Genomic DNA, 16,448 nt, shown 5'->3' on the forward strand with positions numbered 1-16,448 from the left:
ACCGGGCGCGAACCGCACCAACGGCAACTTCTGCCAAGATCAGTCGCGCGGCCCTGGGCGGGGCCGCGGCCCGGTCAGGGAGGCGGCCCGGTTGATCGCCTGGAGGGCGAACTCCTGGGTCCGGGTGAGGCCGCCCGGCCCGCGTCCCGGCGTGTCGGGCGTGTCGCCCTTCGGGGCCGCCGCGAGCTGGGCCTTCGCGCTCAGCCCGTAGGAGAGGAACAGCAGCACGACGAACCCCGCCAGGTAGGCCAGGTGCTGGAGAAGGCCGCCCCACCTGCCCGTGAAGACGTCCAGGACGGCGAACATGGCGAACCCGGCCATCCAGCCGGCCGTCGGCGGGACGAGCAGCATGTCCCGGCGCAGGACGAGCCCGGCCGCGGCGCAGGCGACGAGCAGCGTCTCGGCCACCTTGACGAGGACCAGCACGCCCGTCGCGGGGCCGGAGCCGAAGTAGCCCTCGATCTCCTCGACCCGGTCGCCCCACAGCACCGCCGCGCTGAGCAGGCCCGCGGCGCCGTAGGCGATGAGGAAAACGCCGACCGCGTAGTGGAACCGGTGCCACGTCCGCGAGCCGCGTGCGGCGCCGCCCGCCGGAGTCGCGGACGGGCCCGCTCCTGGCTGCGCACCCGCGCCCACCGTCATCTTCCGCCCCCAAGTTCCGGTTGATGTGTTAGGCGCAAGATATCCCGGATAAGGTTCCGCCCACCTCCGAAACGCGGGGCGCGCGCGTGTCCGCCGTCCCCGCCATCACCCGGCTGACCAGCCGGGGTGCTTGCGCACGGGCGGGTGAAGCGGGACGCTGAAGGCACGTCGGGCCGCGCGGAATCCGTGAGGAACAAGGATGACGCCTGACGATACGGGAACGGCCGCGCCGTCGAAGACGCGGATCGAATATCTGGAAGAGCTCGGGGACGAGCTGGTCAAGCGCGGTCTCAGGGTGCGCATCACCCTGCCCCGCGGCCAGTCGCCCAGCCTGCACGTGATGAACCCGGACGCGGCCGCCCTCACCGAGAACATCCTGGCGGAACAGGGCGCCGACGGCTGGTGGTACTGGTGGTCGTGGGCCGAGCGCATCGCGCCCGCCGACGACGTGGCCGGCGCGGCCGAGCGGGTCGCGATCGTCCTCGCCGTCCGCTGAATGTTGAGCCGCGAAACATTTCGCTGACCGGGCCCGCCGGGGGCGGGTCCGGCGGGCGCCCGCCGCCGGCCGTCCCGCTGCCGCTCGCCATCCCCCGTTTCACCCGTGTTGATCTCGCGTTACTTGATTGTTACCGCCGACAACAAATCAACTCGGCGCCAGGTCTGGCGCGACGGGCGGGCGCGACATAAGTTGCGGGGCACAACATTCACGTCGGTGGGAATGTGATCTCGCCCACCGGCACCGGCCACCCCGGCCGCGGCCACGCCCAGAAAGGACCCGGGCTATGCGCAAGGGGATCCTCAGCCTGATGGCCCTCACGACGGCCGCGGCGCTCAGCCTCACCGCGTGCGGCGACGACGGCGACGACTCCGGCGGCGACTCCGGAGCGGCCAAGGGAAAGGTCGGCGTGATCCTGCCCGACACCGCCTCCTCCGCCCGCTGGGAGAACTTCGACCGCCCCTACCTCCAGCAGGCCTTCAAGGCCGCCGGGGTCGAGAGCGACATCCAGAACGCCGAGGGCTCCGCCCAGCGGTTCCAGACCATCGCCGACCAGATGCTCACCAGCGGCGTCACCGTCCTGCTCATCACCGGGCTGGACTCCAACTCCGCCGCGGCCGTGCAGCGCAAGGCGCAGGCGCAGGGCGTCAAGACCATCGACTACGACCGGCTCACCCTCGGCGGCGTCGCCGACTACTACGTCTCGTTCGACAACGTGAAGGTCGGCGAGACGATGGGCGCGGGCCTGCAGAAGTGCCTGGGCGAGAAGGACGCCAACATCGTCTACCTGAACGGCTCGCCCACCGACAACAACGCGACCCTCTTCGCCAAGGGCTCGCACAACGTCCTCGACAAGGTCAGCACCTACAAGAAGGTCGCGGAGCAGCCCGTCCCGGACTGGAAGGCCGAGAAGGCCGCCACGCTCTTCGAGCAGATGTGGACCGAGCAGAAGGGCAAGATCGACGGCGTGCTCGCCGCGAACGACAACCTCGGCAACGCGGTGATCTCGATCCTGAAGAAGAACCAGCGGGCGGGCAAGGTCCCGGTCACCGGCCAGGACGCCACCCTGCAGGGCCTGCAGAACATCCTCGACGGCACGCAGTGCATGTCGGTCTACAAGCCGACCAAGCAGGAGGCCGACGCGGCCGTCAAGCTGGCCGTCTCGCTGATCAAGGGCGAGAAGGGCGAGACCACCGCCACCGAGCACGACCCGGTCGGCAAGCGTGACGTCCCGTCGGTGCTGCTCACCCCGATCGGCATCACCAAGGAGAACGTCAAGCAGGTCACCGACGACGGCGCGGTCAAGGCGGCCGACCTCTGCAAGGGGGCGTACGCGGCCAAGTGCGAGGCCGCGGGCATCAAGGTCCAGTAACGCTCCCCGCCCCTACCTCGTGGCGGGCCCCACACCGCTGAGGGCGTCCCGGGCACCCGGAAACCCGGGACGCCGGGGGCCCGCCACGGGCGCGACAGACTCGGAAGGAAACACGTGGCTGATAACGGAGACCCCGTCCTCCGCCTGACCGGGCTCAACAAGAGCTTCGGTGCCGTCCACGTCCTGCACGACGTGGACTTCACGCTGCGGCTGGGCGAGGTCATGGCCCTCGTCGGCGACAACGGAGCGGGCAAGACGACCCTGATCAAGTGCATCGCGGGCATCCACCCGATCGACTCGGGGCACGTCGAGTTCGACGGGCGGCCGGTGACCATCGACGGCCCCCGCACCGCGTCCGAACTCGGCATCGAGGTCGTCTACCAGGACCTCGCCCTCGCCGACAACCTGGACATCGTGCAGAACATGTTCCTCGGCCGCGAACGCCGCCGGGGGCTCGTGCTGGACGAGGCGTCGATGGAGGAGTCCGCGCGGGAGGTCCTCGCGCGGCTGTCGGTCCGCACCGTCAAGTCCGTCCGCCAGCAGGTGTCGAGCCTGTCCGGCGGGCAGCGGCAGACCGTCGCCATCGCCAAGGCGGCGCTGTGGGAGTCCAAGGTCGTGATCCTGGACGAGCCCACCGCCGCGCTCGGCGTCGCCCAGACGCGGCAGGTGCTCAACCTCGTCCGGCGGCTCGCCGACAGCGGGCACGCCGTCGTGCTGATCTCGCACAACATGAACGACGTGTTCGAGGTCGCCGACCGCATCACCGCGCTCTACCTCGGCCGTGTCGCGGCGGACGTCGCCCGCTCCGAGGTCACCCACGGCCAGGTCGTGGAGCTCATCACCGCCGGCCGTTCCGGTGATCTCGGCCTCGCGCCGACGACCGCCGCCGAGAGCATCTGAAGGGGGACCACGCGTGTCCACCGACCTCCCCAGACAGAAGGAGACCGCCATGAAGCTGGCGGACTCGGACTTCGCGACCGACCGGCGCGAGCACGATGTGAGGTCCGCCGCGCTGGACTACTGGAACAAGATCAAGTCCGGTGAGCTCGGCGCGCTCCCCGCCATCCTGGGACTGATCTCCCTCGTCGTGCTGTTCACCGCGCTGAAGCCCGACACGTTCCTCAGCAAGGGCAACATCGCCAACCTGTCCACCCAGGCGCTCCCCATCACGATCCTCGCGATGGGCCTGGTGTTCGTGCTGCTGGTCGGCGAGATCGACCTGTCGGCCGGCGTGGCGAGCGGCCTCAGCGCGGCCGTGATGGCCAAGCTCGTCGTGGACGCCGGCCAGCCCTGGTACGTGGCGATCATCAGCGCGGTGGCGACCGGGATCATCATCGGCACCGTGATCGGCTGGCTCGTCTCGGTCCTGCGCATCCCCTCGTTCGTCGTCACGCTCGCGTTCTTCCTCGGACTCCAGGGCATCACGCTCCGGCTGATCGGCGAGGGCGGCACCGTCCCCGTCCGCGACGAGGTCATCGTGGCGTTCGCCAACAAGAACATGCCGATCTGGCTCGGCTGGACGTTCGCCTCGGCCTGCGCGGTCGGGTACACCGCCACCCAGCTGCTGCGCTGGCGGCGCCAGCGCGTCCGCGACCTGCACTCCAAGCCGCTGGAGTTCGTGATCGCGCAGTCCGCCGTGGTGGCCGCGGCGCTGCTGATCAGCACCTACGTGCTGAGCCTGGACCGGGCGCCCAGCCCGCTGATCACGCTCGGCGGCATCCCCTGGGGCGTGCTGCTGGTCGGCGTGCTGCTGATCGTCTGCACGTTCGTGCTCGGCCGCACCGGCTACGGGCGGCACATCTACGCCGTCGGCGGCAACGCCGAGGCCGCGCGCCGGGCCGGCATCAACGTCGCCCGCATCCGGATCTCCGTCTTCATGATCGGCTCCGGGCTGGCGGCGGTCAGCGGCATCGTGGCCGCGTCCCGGCTGAACTCGGTCGCCACCGACGCGGGCGGCGGCAACACGCTGCTGTACGCGGTCGGCGCCGCCGTCATCGGCGGGACCAGCCTGTTCGGCGGGCGCGGCAAGGCGCGGGACGCGGTGCTCGGCGGGCTCGTCATCGCCATCATCGAGAACGGGCTCGGCCTGCTCGGCACCAAGGCCTACCTGAGCTTCCTGATCACCGGCGTCGTGCTGCTGCTGGCCGCCACGATGGACGCGCTGGCCAGGCGCCGGCGGTCGGCGGCCGGCCGGTGACGGCGGGAACGCGGTGACCCCGTGAACCCGGCCGGGGACGCCTGGGAGCCGGTGGCCCGCACCACCGGCTCCCCGGCGTGGGCGCCCGCCCCCGGCGCCGCTCCCGGCCGTTCCCGCGCGGGGAACACGGCTGGTACGCTCACTGACCTCGACCGCCTGGCGGGTGGCGGCGGTGTGGGACGGTGGGAGCCAGTCGGCATGTCGAAGACACCGGCGCTGGACCTGCGCGGCATCGACAAGAGCTTCGGTTCCGTCCAGGTCCTGCAGGACGTCTCGTTCTCGGCCTATCCCGGCGAGATCACGGCCCTGATCGGTGACAACGGCGCCGGCAAGACCACGCTGGTCAACTGCATCGGCGGCATCCACCCGGTCGACCGGGGCGAGTACCGCTTCGAGGGCCGCCAGGTCCGGGTCGGCGCCCCGCGCGACGCGAGCCGCCTCGGCATCGAGATCGTCCACCAGGACCTCGCGCTCTGCGAGAACCTCGACATCGTCCAGAACATGTTCCTCGGCAGGGAGCAGCGCAGCGGCCTGGCCCTGGACGAGGACACGATGGAGGAGATGGCCCGCGCGGCGCTGTCCGGCCTCGCCGTCCGCACGCTGGGCTCGGTCCGGCGCCGGATCTCCACGCTGTCCGGGGGGCAGCGGCAGATCGTCGCCATCGCCCGCGCCGTCCTGATGGACAGCAAGGTCGTGGTGCTGGACGAGCCGTCCGCCGCGCTCGGCATCGCGCAGAGCCAGCAGGTCCTGGAGGTCGTGCGGCGGCTCGCCGACAAGGGCCTCGCCGTCGTGCTGATCTCGCACAACATGAACGACGTCTTCGCGGTCTCCGACCGGATCGCCGCCCTCTACCTCGGCCGGATGGTCGCCCAGGTCAGGACCGCCGACGTCACCCACCGCCAGGTCGTCGAGCTGATCACTTCGGGAGCCGGCGAACAGGTGGGGCTGCGCCGATGATGAAGGCGGGCCCATCACAAGAGGACATCCGGCGCCACAACCTCGGAACCCTGCTGCGCTTCGTGCACCTGCGCGGCCCCGCGTCCCGGGCGACGCTCGCCGAGTCCCTCGGCCTGAACCGCAGCACGATCATGGCGCTGACGGCCGACCTCACCGCGGCCGGGCTCGTCCGCGAGGAGCTGCCGCGCGGTCCCGGACGCCGGGCCGGTCGCCCGTCGCTCGTGGTCAGGCCCGAGTCCACCCGCGTCTACGTGCTCGCGTTCGAGGTCGGCGTCGACCGGCTCGTGGTCGCCCGCGTCGGCCTCGGCGGCGTGGTGCTGGACCGCCGCGAGGGCCCCCGGGCCCGCGACTCCGACCCTTCCGACCTGCTGTCCGTCCTGGTCGCGGGCGCCCGGTCCCTCGTCCGCAAGGCCGAACGCGACGCCGTCTGCGTCGGCGCCGCGCTCGGGTTCCCCGGCACCGTCCGCCGCTCCGACGACACCATCATGTTCGGCCCGAACCTCGACGTGGGGGAGCTGCGGCTCGGGGACGCGCTGTCGCGCCGCCTCGGCCTCGGCATCCCGGTCTCGGTGTGCAACGACGCCAACCTCGGCGCCCTCGCCGAGCACGAGCGCGGCGCCGGGGTCGGCTGCGACGACCTCATCTACCTGCACGGCGACGTCGGCGTCGGCGGCGGCATCATCGCCCACGGCCGGCTGCTCGGCGGCGACCAGGGCTTCGGCGGCGAGATCGGCCACATGATCATCAATCCCGGCGGCCGGCTCTGCGCCTGCGGCGCGAAGGGCTGCCTGGAGGCCGAGGTGGGGGAGCGGGCGCTGCTGCACCACGCCGGCCGCGAGGAGGAGCCCGGCCAGGCGGGGCGCGACGCCGTCCGGCAGATCGTGGTCTCCGCCGACGCCGGCGACATCGTCGCCCGCGAGGCGCTGCACCGGGTCGGCTCCTGGCTCGGCCTCGGCGTCGCCAACCTCGTCAACATCTTCAACCCCGGCATGATCGTCTTCGGCGGGACGCTGCGCGACATCTACCTCGGCGCCGCCGCCCCCATCCGCAGCGTCCTCACCAACGGCGCCCTCGCCGCCCCCCGCGAGAAGGTCAAGCTCCGCACCGCCGCCCTTCGCGACGACACGACCCTCGTCGGCGCCGCCGAGTTCGCGTTCGCCGAAGTCCTCGCCGACCCCGTCCAAGTCCTCGCCAGACTGAGAGCCCCGGAGGACAGTCCCGTCTGACCCCGTCACCGGCGCTCAGGCGAAGGTTCCGTAGGTACGGTTGTAGAAGATCAAGGGTGGGGCGTCGTGGTGTTCGGCCAGGTCGTGGACGCGGGATACGACGATCATGTGGTCGCCGGCGAGGTGCTCCTGCTCGACCGAGCACTCGATCCACGCCAGGGCGTCGCTGATCAGGGGGGCGCCGCCGGGGGTGTGCGACCAGCCGATGCCCGTGAACTTCTCGTCGCCGTTGCCGAACGCGAGCCGTTCGGTGACGTCCAGCTGCGAGTCGGCCAGGATGTTGACGCAGAGGCGGCCGGCGGTGCGCAGCCGGGGCCAGGTCCGGCTGGTGTGGGCCACGCAGAACCCCACCAGGGGCGGGTCGAGGGAGACGGACGTGAAGGAGTTCACGGCCAGGCCCGTGGGACGTCCCGAGGCCGGGTCGACGGCGGTGACGGCTACCACGCCGGTCGCGAACCTGCTCAGCACCGAGCGGAACGCGGCCGCGCCGACGCGGGCGGCGGAGGGGCCGGACGAGCCGTTGGGCGATCCGTGCATAGGGGTCCGTTCCTGGCCGGGGATGCGTCGATGACCACTAAAGCCTTCCGCCGGCCGTGCTGATTCCCCGGGGGCGCGATCTCAGCCGAAGGTCCCGGCCGCGGCTCGGTCCGGGGACCGAGCCGTGATCAGGAACGCGGCGCCTCGGCGGGCGGGTTCAGCATGACGGCGGTGTACGGGGTGACGAACGCGACCGCCGTCATGCCGTTCAGGGCGAGACGCCCGGCGCCGGACAGGTGCGCCTTGACGCGGGCCGGGACGCGCGGGCCCTCGTGCAGGGCCGCCCAGGCGATCCAGCCGACGGCGACGACCGCCCAGTAGGAGACGAGCCGGTACAGGCCGACGGCCGCTGCGGCGGGCGACAGCGTCGCGCCGAACGCGACCAGGGAGGCGGCCATGCTGCCCTCGATGGCGCCGAGGCCGCCGGGGAGCAGCGGGAGCATGCTGCCCGCCGCCTGGGCGGCGAAGTAGGCGAGCGCGACGCCGTTGGGGTCGACGGCGACGCCCACCGCGTGCGCCGCCGAGAGCAGCGCCAGGATGTCGAACACCCAGTTCAGCAGGGCGAGCGCGATGAGCGCCGCCCAGTCGCCGCGGGTCGGCCGCAGGACGTCGCGGACCCCCGCGAGCCGCTCGGCGTGCGGTGCGATCCGGGGATGGGCGAGGGCGGCCCGGTGGACGCGGCGCAGCGGCGCCGTCACCAGAACGCGGAACCGGCCCCACCGCAGCGCGGGGACGAGGAGCACGGTCGGCGCCGCCGGGACGGCGAGCGCGAGCAGCGCGAACCGGCGGGCGTGCGGGTCGGACAGCAGCGCGAGGAGGCCGATCAGGGAGTAGGCGGTCGTGGTGATCACGCCGCCGGCCAGGATGACCGCCGTGGCGAGCCGCGCCGACGCCCCGCCGCGGCGGAACTGCCGGAACGTGTAGACGACGCTGACCGCGGGGCCCGCCGGGAGCGTGGTGGACAGGGCGTTGCCCGCGTAGGTGATCGCGAAGGCGCGGCGCAGCGTCATCCGCAGCCCGCCGATGCGCAGCAGCCGGCGCTGGAGCCGGGCGAACGCGCCCATCGACCCCGCGACGGCGAGGACGACCGCGGTGAGCCAGCCCGGGTCGGCGTGCGACGCGGCCGTCCAGATCGCGCCGAGGTCGGGAAGCTCGTCACCGTAGAGCGGCAGCGCGGCGAGGGCGCCGAGGACGAGCGCCCACTGGACGACCAGGCCGGCCCTGCGCCGCCACCAGGGACCCTGCGGCACCTGCTCGTCCTGGAACGGGTTCGAGGACTCCGCGTCGCCCTGGGGGCGGACCGGTGCCGTGACTGTGTCGTCCATGTCCCGGTCACCTCGCAAGCTCGCCCCGCATTGCGCAACCTACGGCCCGCCTATGACATTCCCCCAGGTGCGGAAACGAACCGCAAAGTGACTCGCGCCACCTGCGTCACAGGCCGGTCAAGGCCGGCGGGTGGGGTTCACCGCGTCGCGTTCGGCGGGGACGTTGGGATCGGGCCACCGCTCGTCCTCGCCGCGCCGGGCCGACTGCCTCTCGTAGTCGCCGATGCCGACCCCGTCCCTGCTCTCCTCGGGCTCCTCGATGACGTGGTCATCGGGCGGGTCCTCCACGTACTGCTCGGTCAGGGCGATCTCCTCCTCCTGCTCGTCGTCGCCCATGTCGTCGATGTCCGCGCGGAAGTCCCTGCCCTCGCCCGGCCGGCGTTCCCTCATGACTCCTCCGTCACCTCGGATCCGCTGATCGGACCGGTATCCCCGATGTCCGGCGCCCTACTCGCGGTCGCGGACGGCGACGAGCCCGCCGACGACGCCCACGTAGGCGGTCCCGTCCGGGCCGAGGGTGATGGGCGCCCAGTTGTTGTCGAACCACTTGCCGGTCCCCGTGAGCACCTTGAAGGCGGTCCTCCCGGTGTGGACGTCCACTCCCGTCAGGTACCAGGCGTCGATGAAGTCCTCGCGCGGTTCCTTCGTGTAGAGGTACAGCAGCCCGGCGGGCACGGAGACCTTCGCGATGGTGGACGGCGAACGTTCCCTGCTCGTCCAGACGGTCTCGCAGCCGTCCCCGCCCGGCTTGACGTCCACGCGGCTCACTCCGCCTGCGGACGACCCTCCCGGTGGGAGCTCGAAGAAGTTGCGGTAGCCGTAGTTGTTCTCGACGAACAGGCTGTTCCCGTAGCCGACGAGGGAGTTGTCCGTGGCACTGGCTCCGCTGCCGAACACGGGGATCTGGCAGACGAGCCCGCCGTCGTCCCTGCGGCGGACTATGACGTGCATGCGGTCGTCGGCGTTGTCGGTGATGGCGACATAGCCGTCGCCGAAGAACGTGGGGGTCGTCCCGGAGCCCTGGTCGATCTGGCCGGGTTTCCGTCCGCTGCCTCTGTCGTACGCCTCGCGCCAGACGATCTCCGGCGTTCCGTCCGTGCCGGCCCGCATCCGGTAGAGCGCGTGGTCTGAGACGATCGAGACGCCGCTCTCGGCCGCCGCGAAGGAGTTCTGGATGCTCTCGCCCGCGAGGCGTGTCATCCGCACGGTCCCCGTCTCGGGATTCACCGTGCCGACGCGCCCGTTCCGCGTGATCCACCAGATCAGGCCGTCCCAGTCGGGCCCGACCGCGGTGATGGGGTCGCACTCGCCCTCCGGCCAGGGATCCGTCCAGGTGGCGCAGTCGTGGGGTAGGTGCCCGCCGAGGTCCCAGTCGTCGGTGACCTTGAAGCGCCACTTCCCGTCCGGCCCCTTCTCGTGGGCGAAGCGGCGCAGATGGAACGCCGAGTCGGCCAGGACGGCGCGGTCCTGCGGGTCCAGGTAGTAGTACGCCCCGCCCGAGGTGTCGGTGAGCACCTTGTCCAGGCTCAGCGAGTACACCGCCTGGACGGTGGACGGCCTCGGCGGCAGGTCGTACGTCGCGAGGTCCTTCAGCGTCCTCGGATCGATCAGCCGCAGGACGAAGTTCTGCCCCCGCGTGCACTGCGCGACGATCAGGCCGGTCCGCCGGGCGAACGTCACCGTCGAGCATAGCCCCGGCAGGCCGCCGCCCTTGGCCTCGTTCCACACTCGCGGATCGCGGCCGAGCGGCCCCGGGAACGGGTAGGTGTCGGACGCGTGGCTGTCGGCGTGCATGGACGACGTCGCCACGGGCCCCTGGTGCGGGTTGGCCGGGACAGGACGTCCGGTGAGAGGCCTCGGCGTGGCCGGACCGCCGATGTAGGAGGGGACGAAGCCCTTCCCCGGACCATCGGGGATCGGGTCGGCCGCAACCGGGACCGCGACCCCCACCAGGGCGGCGGCGAGCAGAGCGGCGAGCAGGGGGCTGCGCATGGAGGGCTCCTCGACGGGACGTGGGTGGCCCGGCCGCGCCCTCCGGGACGATCCACCGCGTACATGGGTGATCGTTCAACGCGCCCGGATGGTTACGATCCGGTCATGGGCGTACAAGCTGTGATCTTCGACTGGGGCGGCACGCTGACCCCGTGGCACGACCTCGAACTGGCCGACATGTGGCACGCCATCTGCTCCGCCCACCTCCCCGCGGACACGATCGAGAAGACCGTCGCCGCGCTCGTCGCGGCCGAGGACGAGCTGTGGCGCCGCGGCACCGAGGAGCACCGCAGCGCCACCCTCGCCGAGGCGTTCGCCATGGCCGGCGTGGAGCCGACCGAGGGGCTCCTGGCCACCCACTTCGAGACCTGGACCCCGCACACCCACACCGACCCCGCCGTCCCCGGCCTGCTCACCGCCCTCCGCGAGCGCGGCATCAAGATCGGCGTGCTGTCCAACACCATCTGGACCCGGGAGTGGCACGAGCGCGTCTTCGCCCGCGACGACGTGCTCGGGATGCTCGACGGCGCCGTCTACTCCAGCGAGATCCCGTGGACGAAGCCGCACGCCGAGGCCTTCCGCGCCGCGATGGACGCCGTCGGCGCCACCGACCCCGCCTCCTGCGTCTTCGTGGGCGACCGCCCCTACGACGACATCCACGGGGCCAAGTCCGCCGGCCTGCGGGCGGTCCAGATCGTCCACCAGACGACCCCCGCCTTCGACCGTCCCGGGCTCACGCCGCCGGACGCCCGCATCCACGACCTGGCCGAACTGCTCCCGCACGTGGAGAGGTGGCACTCACCCTGACGCGGGCTTGGCCGCGACGATGAGGTCGCGGGTGATGGCCTGGTCGACGCGGTGCCGGAAATCGCGGTAGGCGCCGGAGTCGCGGACGTCCAGGCCGCTGGAGGCGAGGATCTCGGCGAGCTGCTCGCGGCGCCCGACGAGGGTGTTCCAGGAGATCCCGATGGCGCCGCCCGGACGCAGGAGGCGCGTCCATTCGGGGACGGCGGCCGTGAGCAGTTCGACCGGGCTGCGGGACAGGTGCGGCTTCCCCTTCCGGCCGGGCTGCGCGCCCTTGGGACGGCTGCCGTGCTGCACCCCGTACGGGGCGTCCGTCACGATCAGGTCGAAGGAGGCCGGGCGGAAGAACTTTCCGGCGCCGAGGGAGTCGGCGTTCACGACGGTGATCTCCATCGTCTCGCCGCTCTTGTAGCGCTCCTTGGACGCGCCGAGCGTCACGTGCAGGCGGCGCCCGAGGACGGCCTTCTCCCGCCGGATGCTGGTGATCTCGGCCTGGTGCTTGACCCGGTTGTTCTTCAGCCAGGTCTTGACGAAGGCGGCGTAGGCGTCGAAGTCCTTGGCGTCGATGTCGATCCCGGCGGCGTCCAGCCCGTACATCACGGCCTGGTTGAGCGTGGTGCCCCGGCCGCACAGCGGGTCGAGGACGCGGGGGCGGCCGGTGACGAGGTCCATGGGGGAGTCGGTCGCCATCGCGGTGACGTTCAGCAGCAGCTTGGTGAAGTACTCGTTCGTCTTGCCGGAGTACTTCTGGATGGTCAGCAGGTCGCTGCCGAACAGGTCGAGGGGCTGGAGCATGACCGGGCGGAGCAGTTCGCCCTCGATCCGGAACAGCGCATAGAGCGACGACAGGTTCGACAGGAGACGGACGTCCTGGTCCGTGAGTTCGTCGGCGAAGAAGGTCACGTAGGGGACGCCGCCGATGGCGGTCTCCTCGATGTCGTGGACGCGTCCGCCGAGGGCCCTCTCGCCGAACACCGCCAGCTCCGCCTTCACCAGGCCTGCGGCGGCCTGCGCATAGACCCGGTTGTGCGAGGGGGAGACAAGAAGGCCGTACGCGGTCATTTGGTGGACCTTACTGGACCCCGAGGGCGGAGACCGCCGGGACTGCCGCGCCCGGCGGTCTCGGGACGGCCCGCGGGCCGCTCCATCCCGGTCAGGCGGCCTGCGCGGATCGATCTGCGGCGCCGCCCTTCCCGGAGGGAGTGTCCCCGCCGGCGGCCGGCAACGCCCGCGACTCCTCGGCGGCGCGGATTTCCGGCGTGGCGGGACCCTCGACGGCGGGCAGATCCGGAAGGTGCCGCGCGGCGGCGTTCAGCAGTTCGTGGACGCGGCTCTTGAGGCTCGCCAGATCGGCGCGCGCCACGTCGGCCTGGGCCTGGGCCCGGCGCGCCTGCCTTCGGGCGGCGTCGCGCTCGGCCGCGAGCCGGGTGAGCTGTTCGTGGTAGGCGGCCCGCAGCTCGTCGAGGGCGCTCGCCGCGCCCGGCCGCGGAGTCGTGGTCACCGTGCTCCCTCCTCTCGGGTTGTCCCTGCTAATTGGGACTAACGCCGCGATTCGGGCACTTCGTTCCCGGCGTGCCGAAGATCACTCACCCGGTTCGGGACGCGGGGAGAGCGCCGCGTCCGGCAGCCCGGGGAACGCGTGCGCGGGCGCGGCGAGCCCCGCCCTCGCCCGCCAGCGCGCCGACCACGCCACGGCCCGCTGCGCCCCGTCGGCGGCGAAGGCCCGCAGGTCGGGGGAGGAGGCCCCGGCCAGGCCGACATAGGCCGGGGCGAGACCGTCCTCCAGGGCCGCGGCCAGCTGGGCGGCGGCGCGCGCGGACGTGACCTTGACGGGCAGCCGGTAGGCGGGCGCCGCGGCGACCCGCTTGATCGACAAGATCGAGGCCAGCGTGTCGCGCTGGGCGCGGTGCGCGTTCCACCGCTCCTTCGCCGTCTGCCGGAGCGTCCCGCGCAGCCGGGAGCCGAGCACCCCGTACCCGTACACGGCCGCGTGCTCGGCGGCCAGCGCCTCCCGCGCGGCCTCGGCGTCGGTCGTCGACCGGACGGGCGGGGGCTCGCCCCTGACCGCCATCGCGTGCCCCGCCTCGCACGCGCCGATGCTGGCGAGCAGCTGGGCCAGTGCCGGGCCGGTCTTCGCGGCCTCCGCGGCCCGCGCCCGCGCCGCCCGCTCCTCCAGGCCGCGCAGGGCCGCCAGGCCCCGGGCCCCGGCGGGGACGGGCGCCGCGCCCGGCGGCGGGATGGCGCCGCCCTCGTCCGCCCGGTCGCCCGAACCCGGGACGTAGTGCCGCTTCAGGACCGCCAGATGGCTCCGGTGACGGGCGAGGACGGGGTCCAGCCGCCCGGCCAGCGAGGCGTCCGCCGACCGCGCCGACTCGTACGCGGCGATCAGGTTCTGCTCGGACGCGATGGCGCCGACGAGCAGAGGCACGTCCCCCCGCGGCGCGGCCTCCGCGGCGCAGCCCGCGAGCCACGGCATCGCGATCATCGCCGCGCCGCCGAGCAGGGGTGCCCGCCCCAGCAGCGCCCGGCGCGACAGGTTTCCCGGCAGGGGCGGCACGGCCTCTGGCAAGGGAGTCTCCTCACCCGGTGGTGTGGTGGTGGCCCGCTGTGACCGCGGGTCTCCGGACGCGTCCATCGGGCCAGCTCAAGCATTCCATATCCGCCGCGCCGGTGAGCCGTCCGAAAGACCACTGCGGTCTCCGGCTGTCGATAGTCTTGAGGTGTCAACGGACGATCGGGGACCCCGCGATCGCGGCGGCACAACAGGAGGAGGGCCCATGAGCGTCGAGTCCAGCGGCGGCCGCGCTCAAGGGAGGCGCGACCGGCAGGGGCCGGGCGCCCCGGCCCGCCCCACGCGCGATGCGGCCGCCGCCGAGCTGACCCGGCTCCTCACGCCCGCGGTCGCCGCGGCGGGCTTCGACCTGGAGGAGGTCGACGTGCGCCCGGCGGGCCGGCGGCGGCTGGTCAGGATCGTCGTGGACGGTGACGGCGGGGTCGGGCTGGACGACATCGCCCGGCTGAGCGAGACGGCCTCCGGGCTGCTCGACGAGTCCGACGTCATGGGCACCTCGGCCTACGTGCTGGAGGTGACCTCGCCCGGTGTCGACCGCCCCCTCACCGAGCCGCGGCACTGGCGCCGTGCCGTCGGCCGGCTGGTCGTCGCCCCGTTGACGGAGGGAGGCCAGGTCGAGGGCCGCGTGGTGGCGGCCGACGACGAGGCCGTCGAGATCGACGTCGTCCGCAAGCGCCGGGGCAAGGGAGCCGGGGCGAAGGGCGGCGGCAGGTCCGCTGGGCCGGAGCCCGCTTCCGGGGGACAGGCCTCCGGGAAGGGGCGGGCCGCCGCGCCGGAGATCGTGCGGCGCCGGTTCGGCCTCGGCGAGCTGGGGCGCGGCCGTGTGCAGGTGGAGTTCAGACCCGCTGCTGACAAGGCCGAGGAAACGCGTTCTCCGGCTGAGCCGGACTAGAGGGGGGAACCTCGTGGACATCGACATGACCGCCCTGCGGTCGCTGGAGAGCGAGAAGGACATCTCGCTCGACGTGGCCGTCAAGGCCATCGAAGACGCCCTGCTGATCGCCTACCACCGGACGGAGGGCGCGGCGCCGAAGGCGCGCGTCGAACTGGACCGCACGAGCGGGCACGTGACCGTCTGGGCCACCGAGACCGACGACGAGGGCAACGAGGCCGGCGAGTACGACGACACCCCGACCGGGTTCGGCCGCATCGCCGCCACCACCGCCAAGCAGGTCATCCTGCAGCGGCTCCGCGACGCCGAGGACGAGCTGACCTTCGGCGAGTACGCCGGCCGCGAGGGCGACATCGTCAGCGGCATCATCCAGCAGGGCAAGGACCCGCGGAACGTGCTGGTCGACCTCGGCAAGATCGAGGCCATCCTGCCGCCGCAGGAGCAGGTGCCCGGCGAGCACTACGACCACGGCGAGCGGCTGCGCGCGTACGTCGTCCAGGTCCGCAAGGGCCACCGCGGCCCGTCGGTGCAGCTGTCGCGGACGCACCCGAACCTCGTCCGCAAGCTGTTCGCGCTGGAGGTCCCGGAGATCGCCGACGGCACCGTGGAGATCGCGGCGATCGCGCGGGAGGCCGGCCACCGCACCAAGATCGCGGTCCGCTCGCGCAAGCCGGGGGTGAACGCCAAGGGCGCCTGCATCGGCCCGCTCGGCAGCCGGGTCCGCAACGTGATGGCCGAGCTGCACGGCGAGAAGATCGACATCGTGGACTGGTCGGAGGACCCCGCGGAGTTCGTCGGGAATGCCCTGTCCCCGGCGCGCGTTTCGAGCGTCGAGGTGGTCGACGCGGACGGCCGGGTCGCCCGCGTCGTCGTGCCCGACTACCAGCTGTCCCTGGCCATCGGCAAGGAAGGGCAGAACGCCCGGCTCGCCGCGCGGCTCACCGGCTGGCGGATCGACATCCGGTCCGACACCGAGCCCGGGCAGACGCCCCCGAAGGGCGCCGGCTCCGGCCAATCCGGATCTTCTACGCCAGGAGAGCATGCGACCGGCCCCGCCGACGCCTCGGCGCGGTAGACTCATGGAACGTGGCCGGGCGGCCCCTGTTCGTATGTGCGTGGGCTGCCGGGTTCGCACGGTCAAGTCCGACTTGCTGCGTCTTGTGGTGGTCGAGGGCGACATCGTCCCCGACCCCCGAGGACGGCTGCCGGGGCGGGGTGCGTATCTGCATCCCGATCCGGGGTGTCTGGAGCTCGCAGAGCGACGTCGGGCGTTCCCGAGGGCGTTCCGCCTTCCGGGGCCGCTCGACTCCGGTGCGCTGCGCCGACAACTTGCGGCACGCGCCGCGCAGCAGCAGGATGGCCGAATGGTAAGCGACGTCTAGTCGGAAGCAGGTCGAGATTGCTATGAGCGCTCGATGAGCACGCCGCGATGAGTA

General features: G+C 72.5%; 18 protein-coding genes. 10 read left to right on the forward strand and 8 right to left on the reverse strand.

Going from position 1 to position 16,448, the window contains the following annotated elements; all coding sequences use genetic code 11:
* Positions 1-39: 39 nt before the first annotated feature.
* Positions 40-642, reverse strand: a complete 603-nt coding sequence (locus K8Z49_RS43580) for a hypothetical protein (protein WP_024934655.1) — start codon at positions 640-642, stop codon at positions 40-42.
* A gap of 199 nt (positions 643-841) precedes the next feature.
* Between K8Z49_RS43580 and K8Z49_RS43585 the strand changes: the two genes are divergently transcribed.
* The 6 genes from K8Z49_RS43585 (at position 842) to K8Z49_RS43610 (ending at position 6,890) form a co-directional block, all read left to right on the forward strand.
* Positions 842-1,138 (forward strand): hypothetical protein, encoded by a 297-nt coding sequence (locus tag K8Z49_RS43585; RefSeq protein ID WP_021595248.1) that lies wholly within the window; start codon positions 842-844, stop codon positions 1,136-1,138.
* A 286-nt stretch (positions 1,139-1,424) separates the two neighbouring features.
* Entirely contained in the window at positions 1,425-2,510 is a 1,086-nt protein-coding gene (locus K8Z49_RS43590) for a sugar ABC transporter substrate-binding protein (protein ID WP_021595249.1), read from the forward strand.
* 114 nt (positions 2,511-2,624) lie between these two features.
* Entirely contained in the window at positions 2,625-3,410 is a 786-nt protein-coding gene (locus K8Z49_RS43595) for an ATP-binding cassette domain-containing protein (RefSeq protein WP_021595250.1), read from the forward strand.
* A gap of 49 nt (positions 3,411-3,459) precedes the next feature.
* Positions 3,460-4,707, forward strand: coding sequence for a sugar ABC transporter permease (locus K8Z49_RS43600; protein WP_021595251.1), 1,248 nt, complete (start codon positions 3,460-3,462; stop codon positions 4,705-4,707).
* A gap of 198 nt (positions 4,708-4,905) precedes the next feature.
* Positions 4,906-5,664, forward strand: a complete 759-nt coding sequence (locus K8Z49_RS43605) for an ATP-binding cassette domain-containing protein (RefSeq protein WP_021595252.1) — start codon at positions 4,906-4,908, stop codon at positions 5,662-5,664.
* Positions 5,664-6,890 (forward strand): ROK family transcriptional regulator, encoded by a 1,227-nt coding sequence (locus K8Z49_RS43610; protein WP_033330682.1) that lies wholly within the window; start codon positions 5,664-5,666, stop codon positions 6,888-6,890. The genes K8Z49_RS43605 and K8Z49_RS43610 overlap by 1 nt, the downstream gene beginning before the upstream one ends.
* Before the next feature lie 15 nt (positions 6,891-6,905).
* On the opposite strand, the gene K8Z49_RS43615 is transcribed toward K8Z49_RS43610, so the two are convergent.
* The 4 genes from K8Z49_RS43615 to K8Z49_RS43630 form a co-directional block, all read right to left on the reverse strand.
* Positions 6,906-7,427 (reverse strand): flavin reductase family protein, encoded by a 522-nt coding sequence (locus tag K8Z49_RS43615; protein WP_412516902.1) that lies wholly within the window; start codon positions 7,425-7,427, stop codon positions 6,906-6,908.
* Between the two features lie 128 nt (positions 7,428-7,555).
* Entirely contained in the window at positions 7,556-8,752 is a 1,197-nt protein-coding gene (locus K8Z49_RS43620) for a lysylphosphatidylglycerol synthase transmembrane domain-containing protein (RefSeq protein WP_412516903.1), read from the reverse strand.
* Positions 8,753-8,869: 117 nt separating this feature from the next.
* A complete protein-coding gene (locus K8Z49_RS43625; RefSeq protein ID WP_021595256.1) occupies positions 8,870-9,142 on the reverse strand; it encodes a hypothetical protein in 273 nt (90 codons plus the stop codon).
* Between the two features lie 57 nt (positions 9,143-9,199).
* The gene (locus K8Z49_RS43630) at positions 9,200-10,744 is read right to left on the reverse strand and encodes a hypothetical protein (protein ID WP_412516904.1); all 1,545 of its coding nucleotides are present in this window, start codon (positions 10,742-10,744) and stop codon (positions 9,200-9,202) included.
* Between the two features lie 105 nt (positions 10,745-10,849).
* On the opposite strand from K8Z49_RS43630, the gene K8Z49_RS43635 reads away from it, so the two are divergent.
* Positions 10,850-11,551 carry an HAD family hydrolase gene (locus K8Z49_RS43635; RefSeq protein WP_024934653.1) on the forward strand — a complete coding sequence of 234 codons (702 nt, stop codon included), beginning with the start codon at positions 10,850-10,852 and terminating at the stop codon, positions 11,549-11,551.
* On the opposite strand, the gene K8Z49_RS43640 is transcribed toward K8Z49_RS43635, so the two are convergent.
* From K8Z49_RS43640 to K8Z49_RS43650, 3 genes are all read right to left on the reverse strand, one after another.
* The gene (locus tag K8Z49_RS43640; RefSeq protein WP_412516905.1) at positions 11,543-12,610 is read right to left on the reverse strand and encodes a TRM11 family SAM-dependent methyltransferase; all 1,068 of its coding nucleotides are present in this window, start codon (positions 12,608-12,610) and stop codon (positions 11,543-11,545) included. The genes K8Z49_RS43635 and K8Z49_RS43640 overlap by 9 nt on opposite strands.
* A 91-nt stretch (positions 12,611-12,701) precedes the next feature.
* The gene (locus K8Z49_RS43645) at positions 12,702-13,049 is read right to left on the reverse strand and encodes a hypothetical protein (protein WP_075019680.1); all 348 of its coding nucleotides are present in this window, start codon (positions 13,047-13,049) and stop codon (positions 12,702-12,704) included.
* A gap of 81 nt (positions 13,050-13,130) precedes the next feature.
* The gene (locus K8Z49_RS43650) at positions 13,131-14,117 is read right to left on the reverse strand and encodes a DUF4439 domain-containing protein (protein WP_244938936.1); all 987 of its coding nucleotides are present in this window, start codon (positions 14,115-14,117) and stop codon (positions 13,131-13,133) included.
* Between the two features lie 208 nt (positions 14,118-14,325).
* Here K8Z49_RS43650 and rimP point away from each other — a divergent pair, with 208 nt between their 5' ends.
* From rimP to K8Z49_RS43665, 3 genes are read left to right on the forward strand one after another with little or no spacing between them, the layout of a single operon-like run.
* Positions 14,326-15,012 (forward strand): ribosome maturation factor RimP, encoded by a 687-nt coding sequence (gene rimP, locus K8Z49_RS43655; protein WP_075019681.1) that lies wholly within the window; start codon positions 14,326-14,328, stop codon positions 15,010-15,012.
* A gap of 25 nt (positions 15,013-15,037) precedes the next feature.
* The gene (nusA, locus tag K8Z49_RS43660) at positions 15,038-16,087 is read left to right on the forward strand and encodes a transcription termination factor NusA (RefSeq protein ID WP_024934652.1); all 1,050 of its coding nucleotides are present in this window, start codon (positions 15,038-15,040) and stop codon (positions 16,085-16,087) included.
* Between the two features lie 34 nt (positions 16,088-16,121).
* Positions 16,122-16,394, forward strand: coding sequence for a YlxR family protein (locus K8Z49_RS43665; protein WP_235206352.1), 273 nt, complete (start codon positions 16,122-16,124; stop codon positions 16,392-16,394).
* Positions 16,395-16,448: the final 54 nt, after the last annotated feature.

Origin of the sequence: Actinomadura madurae (assembly GCF_047130825.1) — a bacterium.
GTDB lineage: Bacteria > Actinomycetota > Actinomycetes > Streptosporangiales > Streptosporangiaceae > Spirillospora > Spirillospora madurae.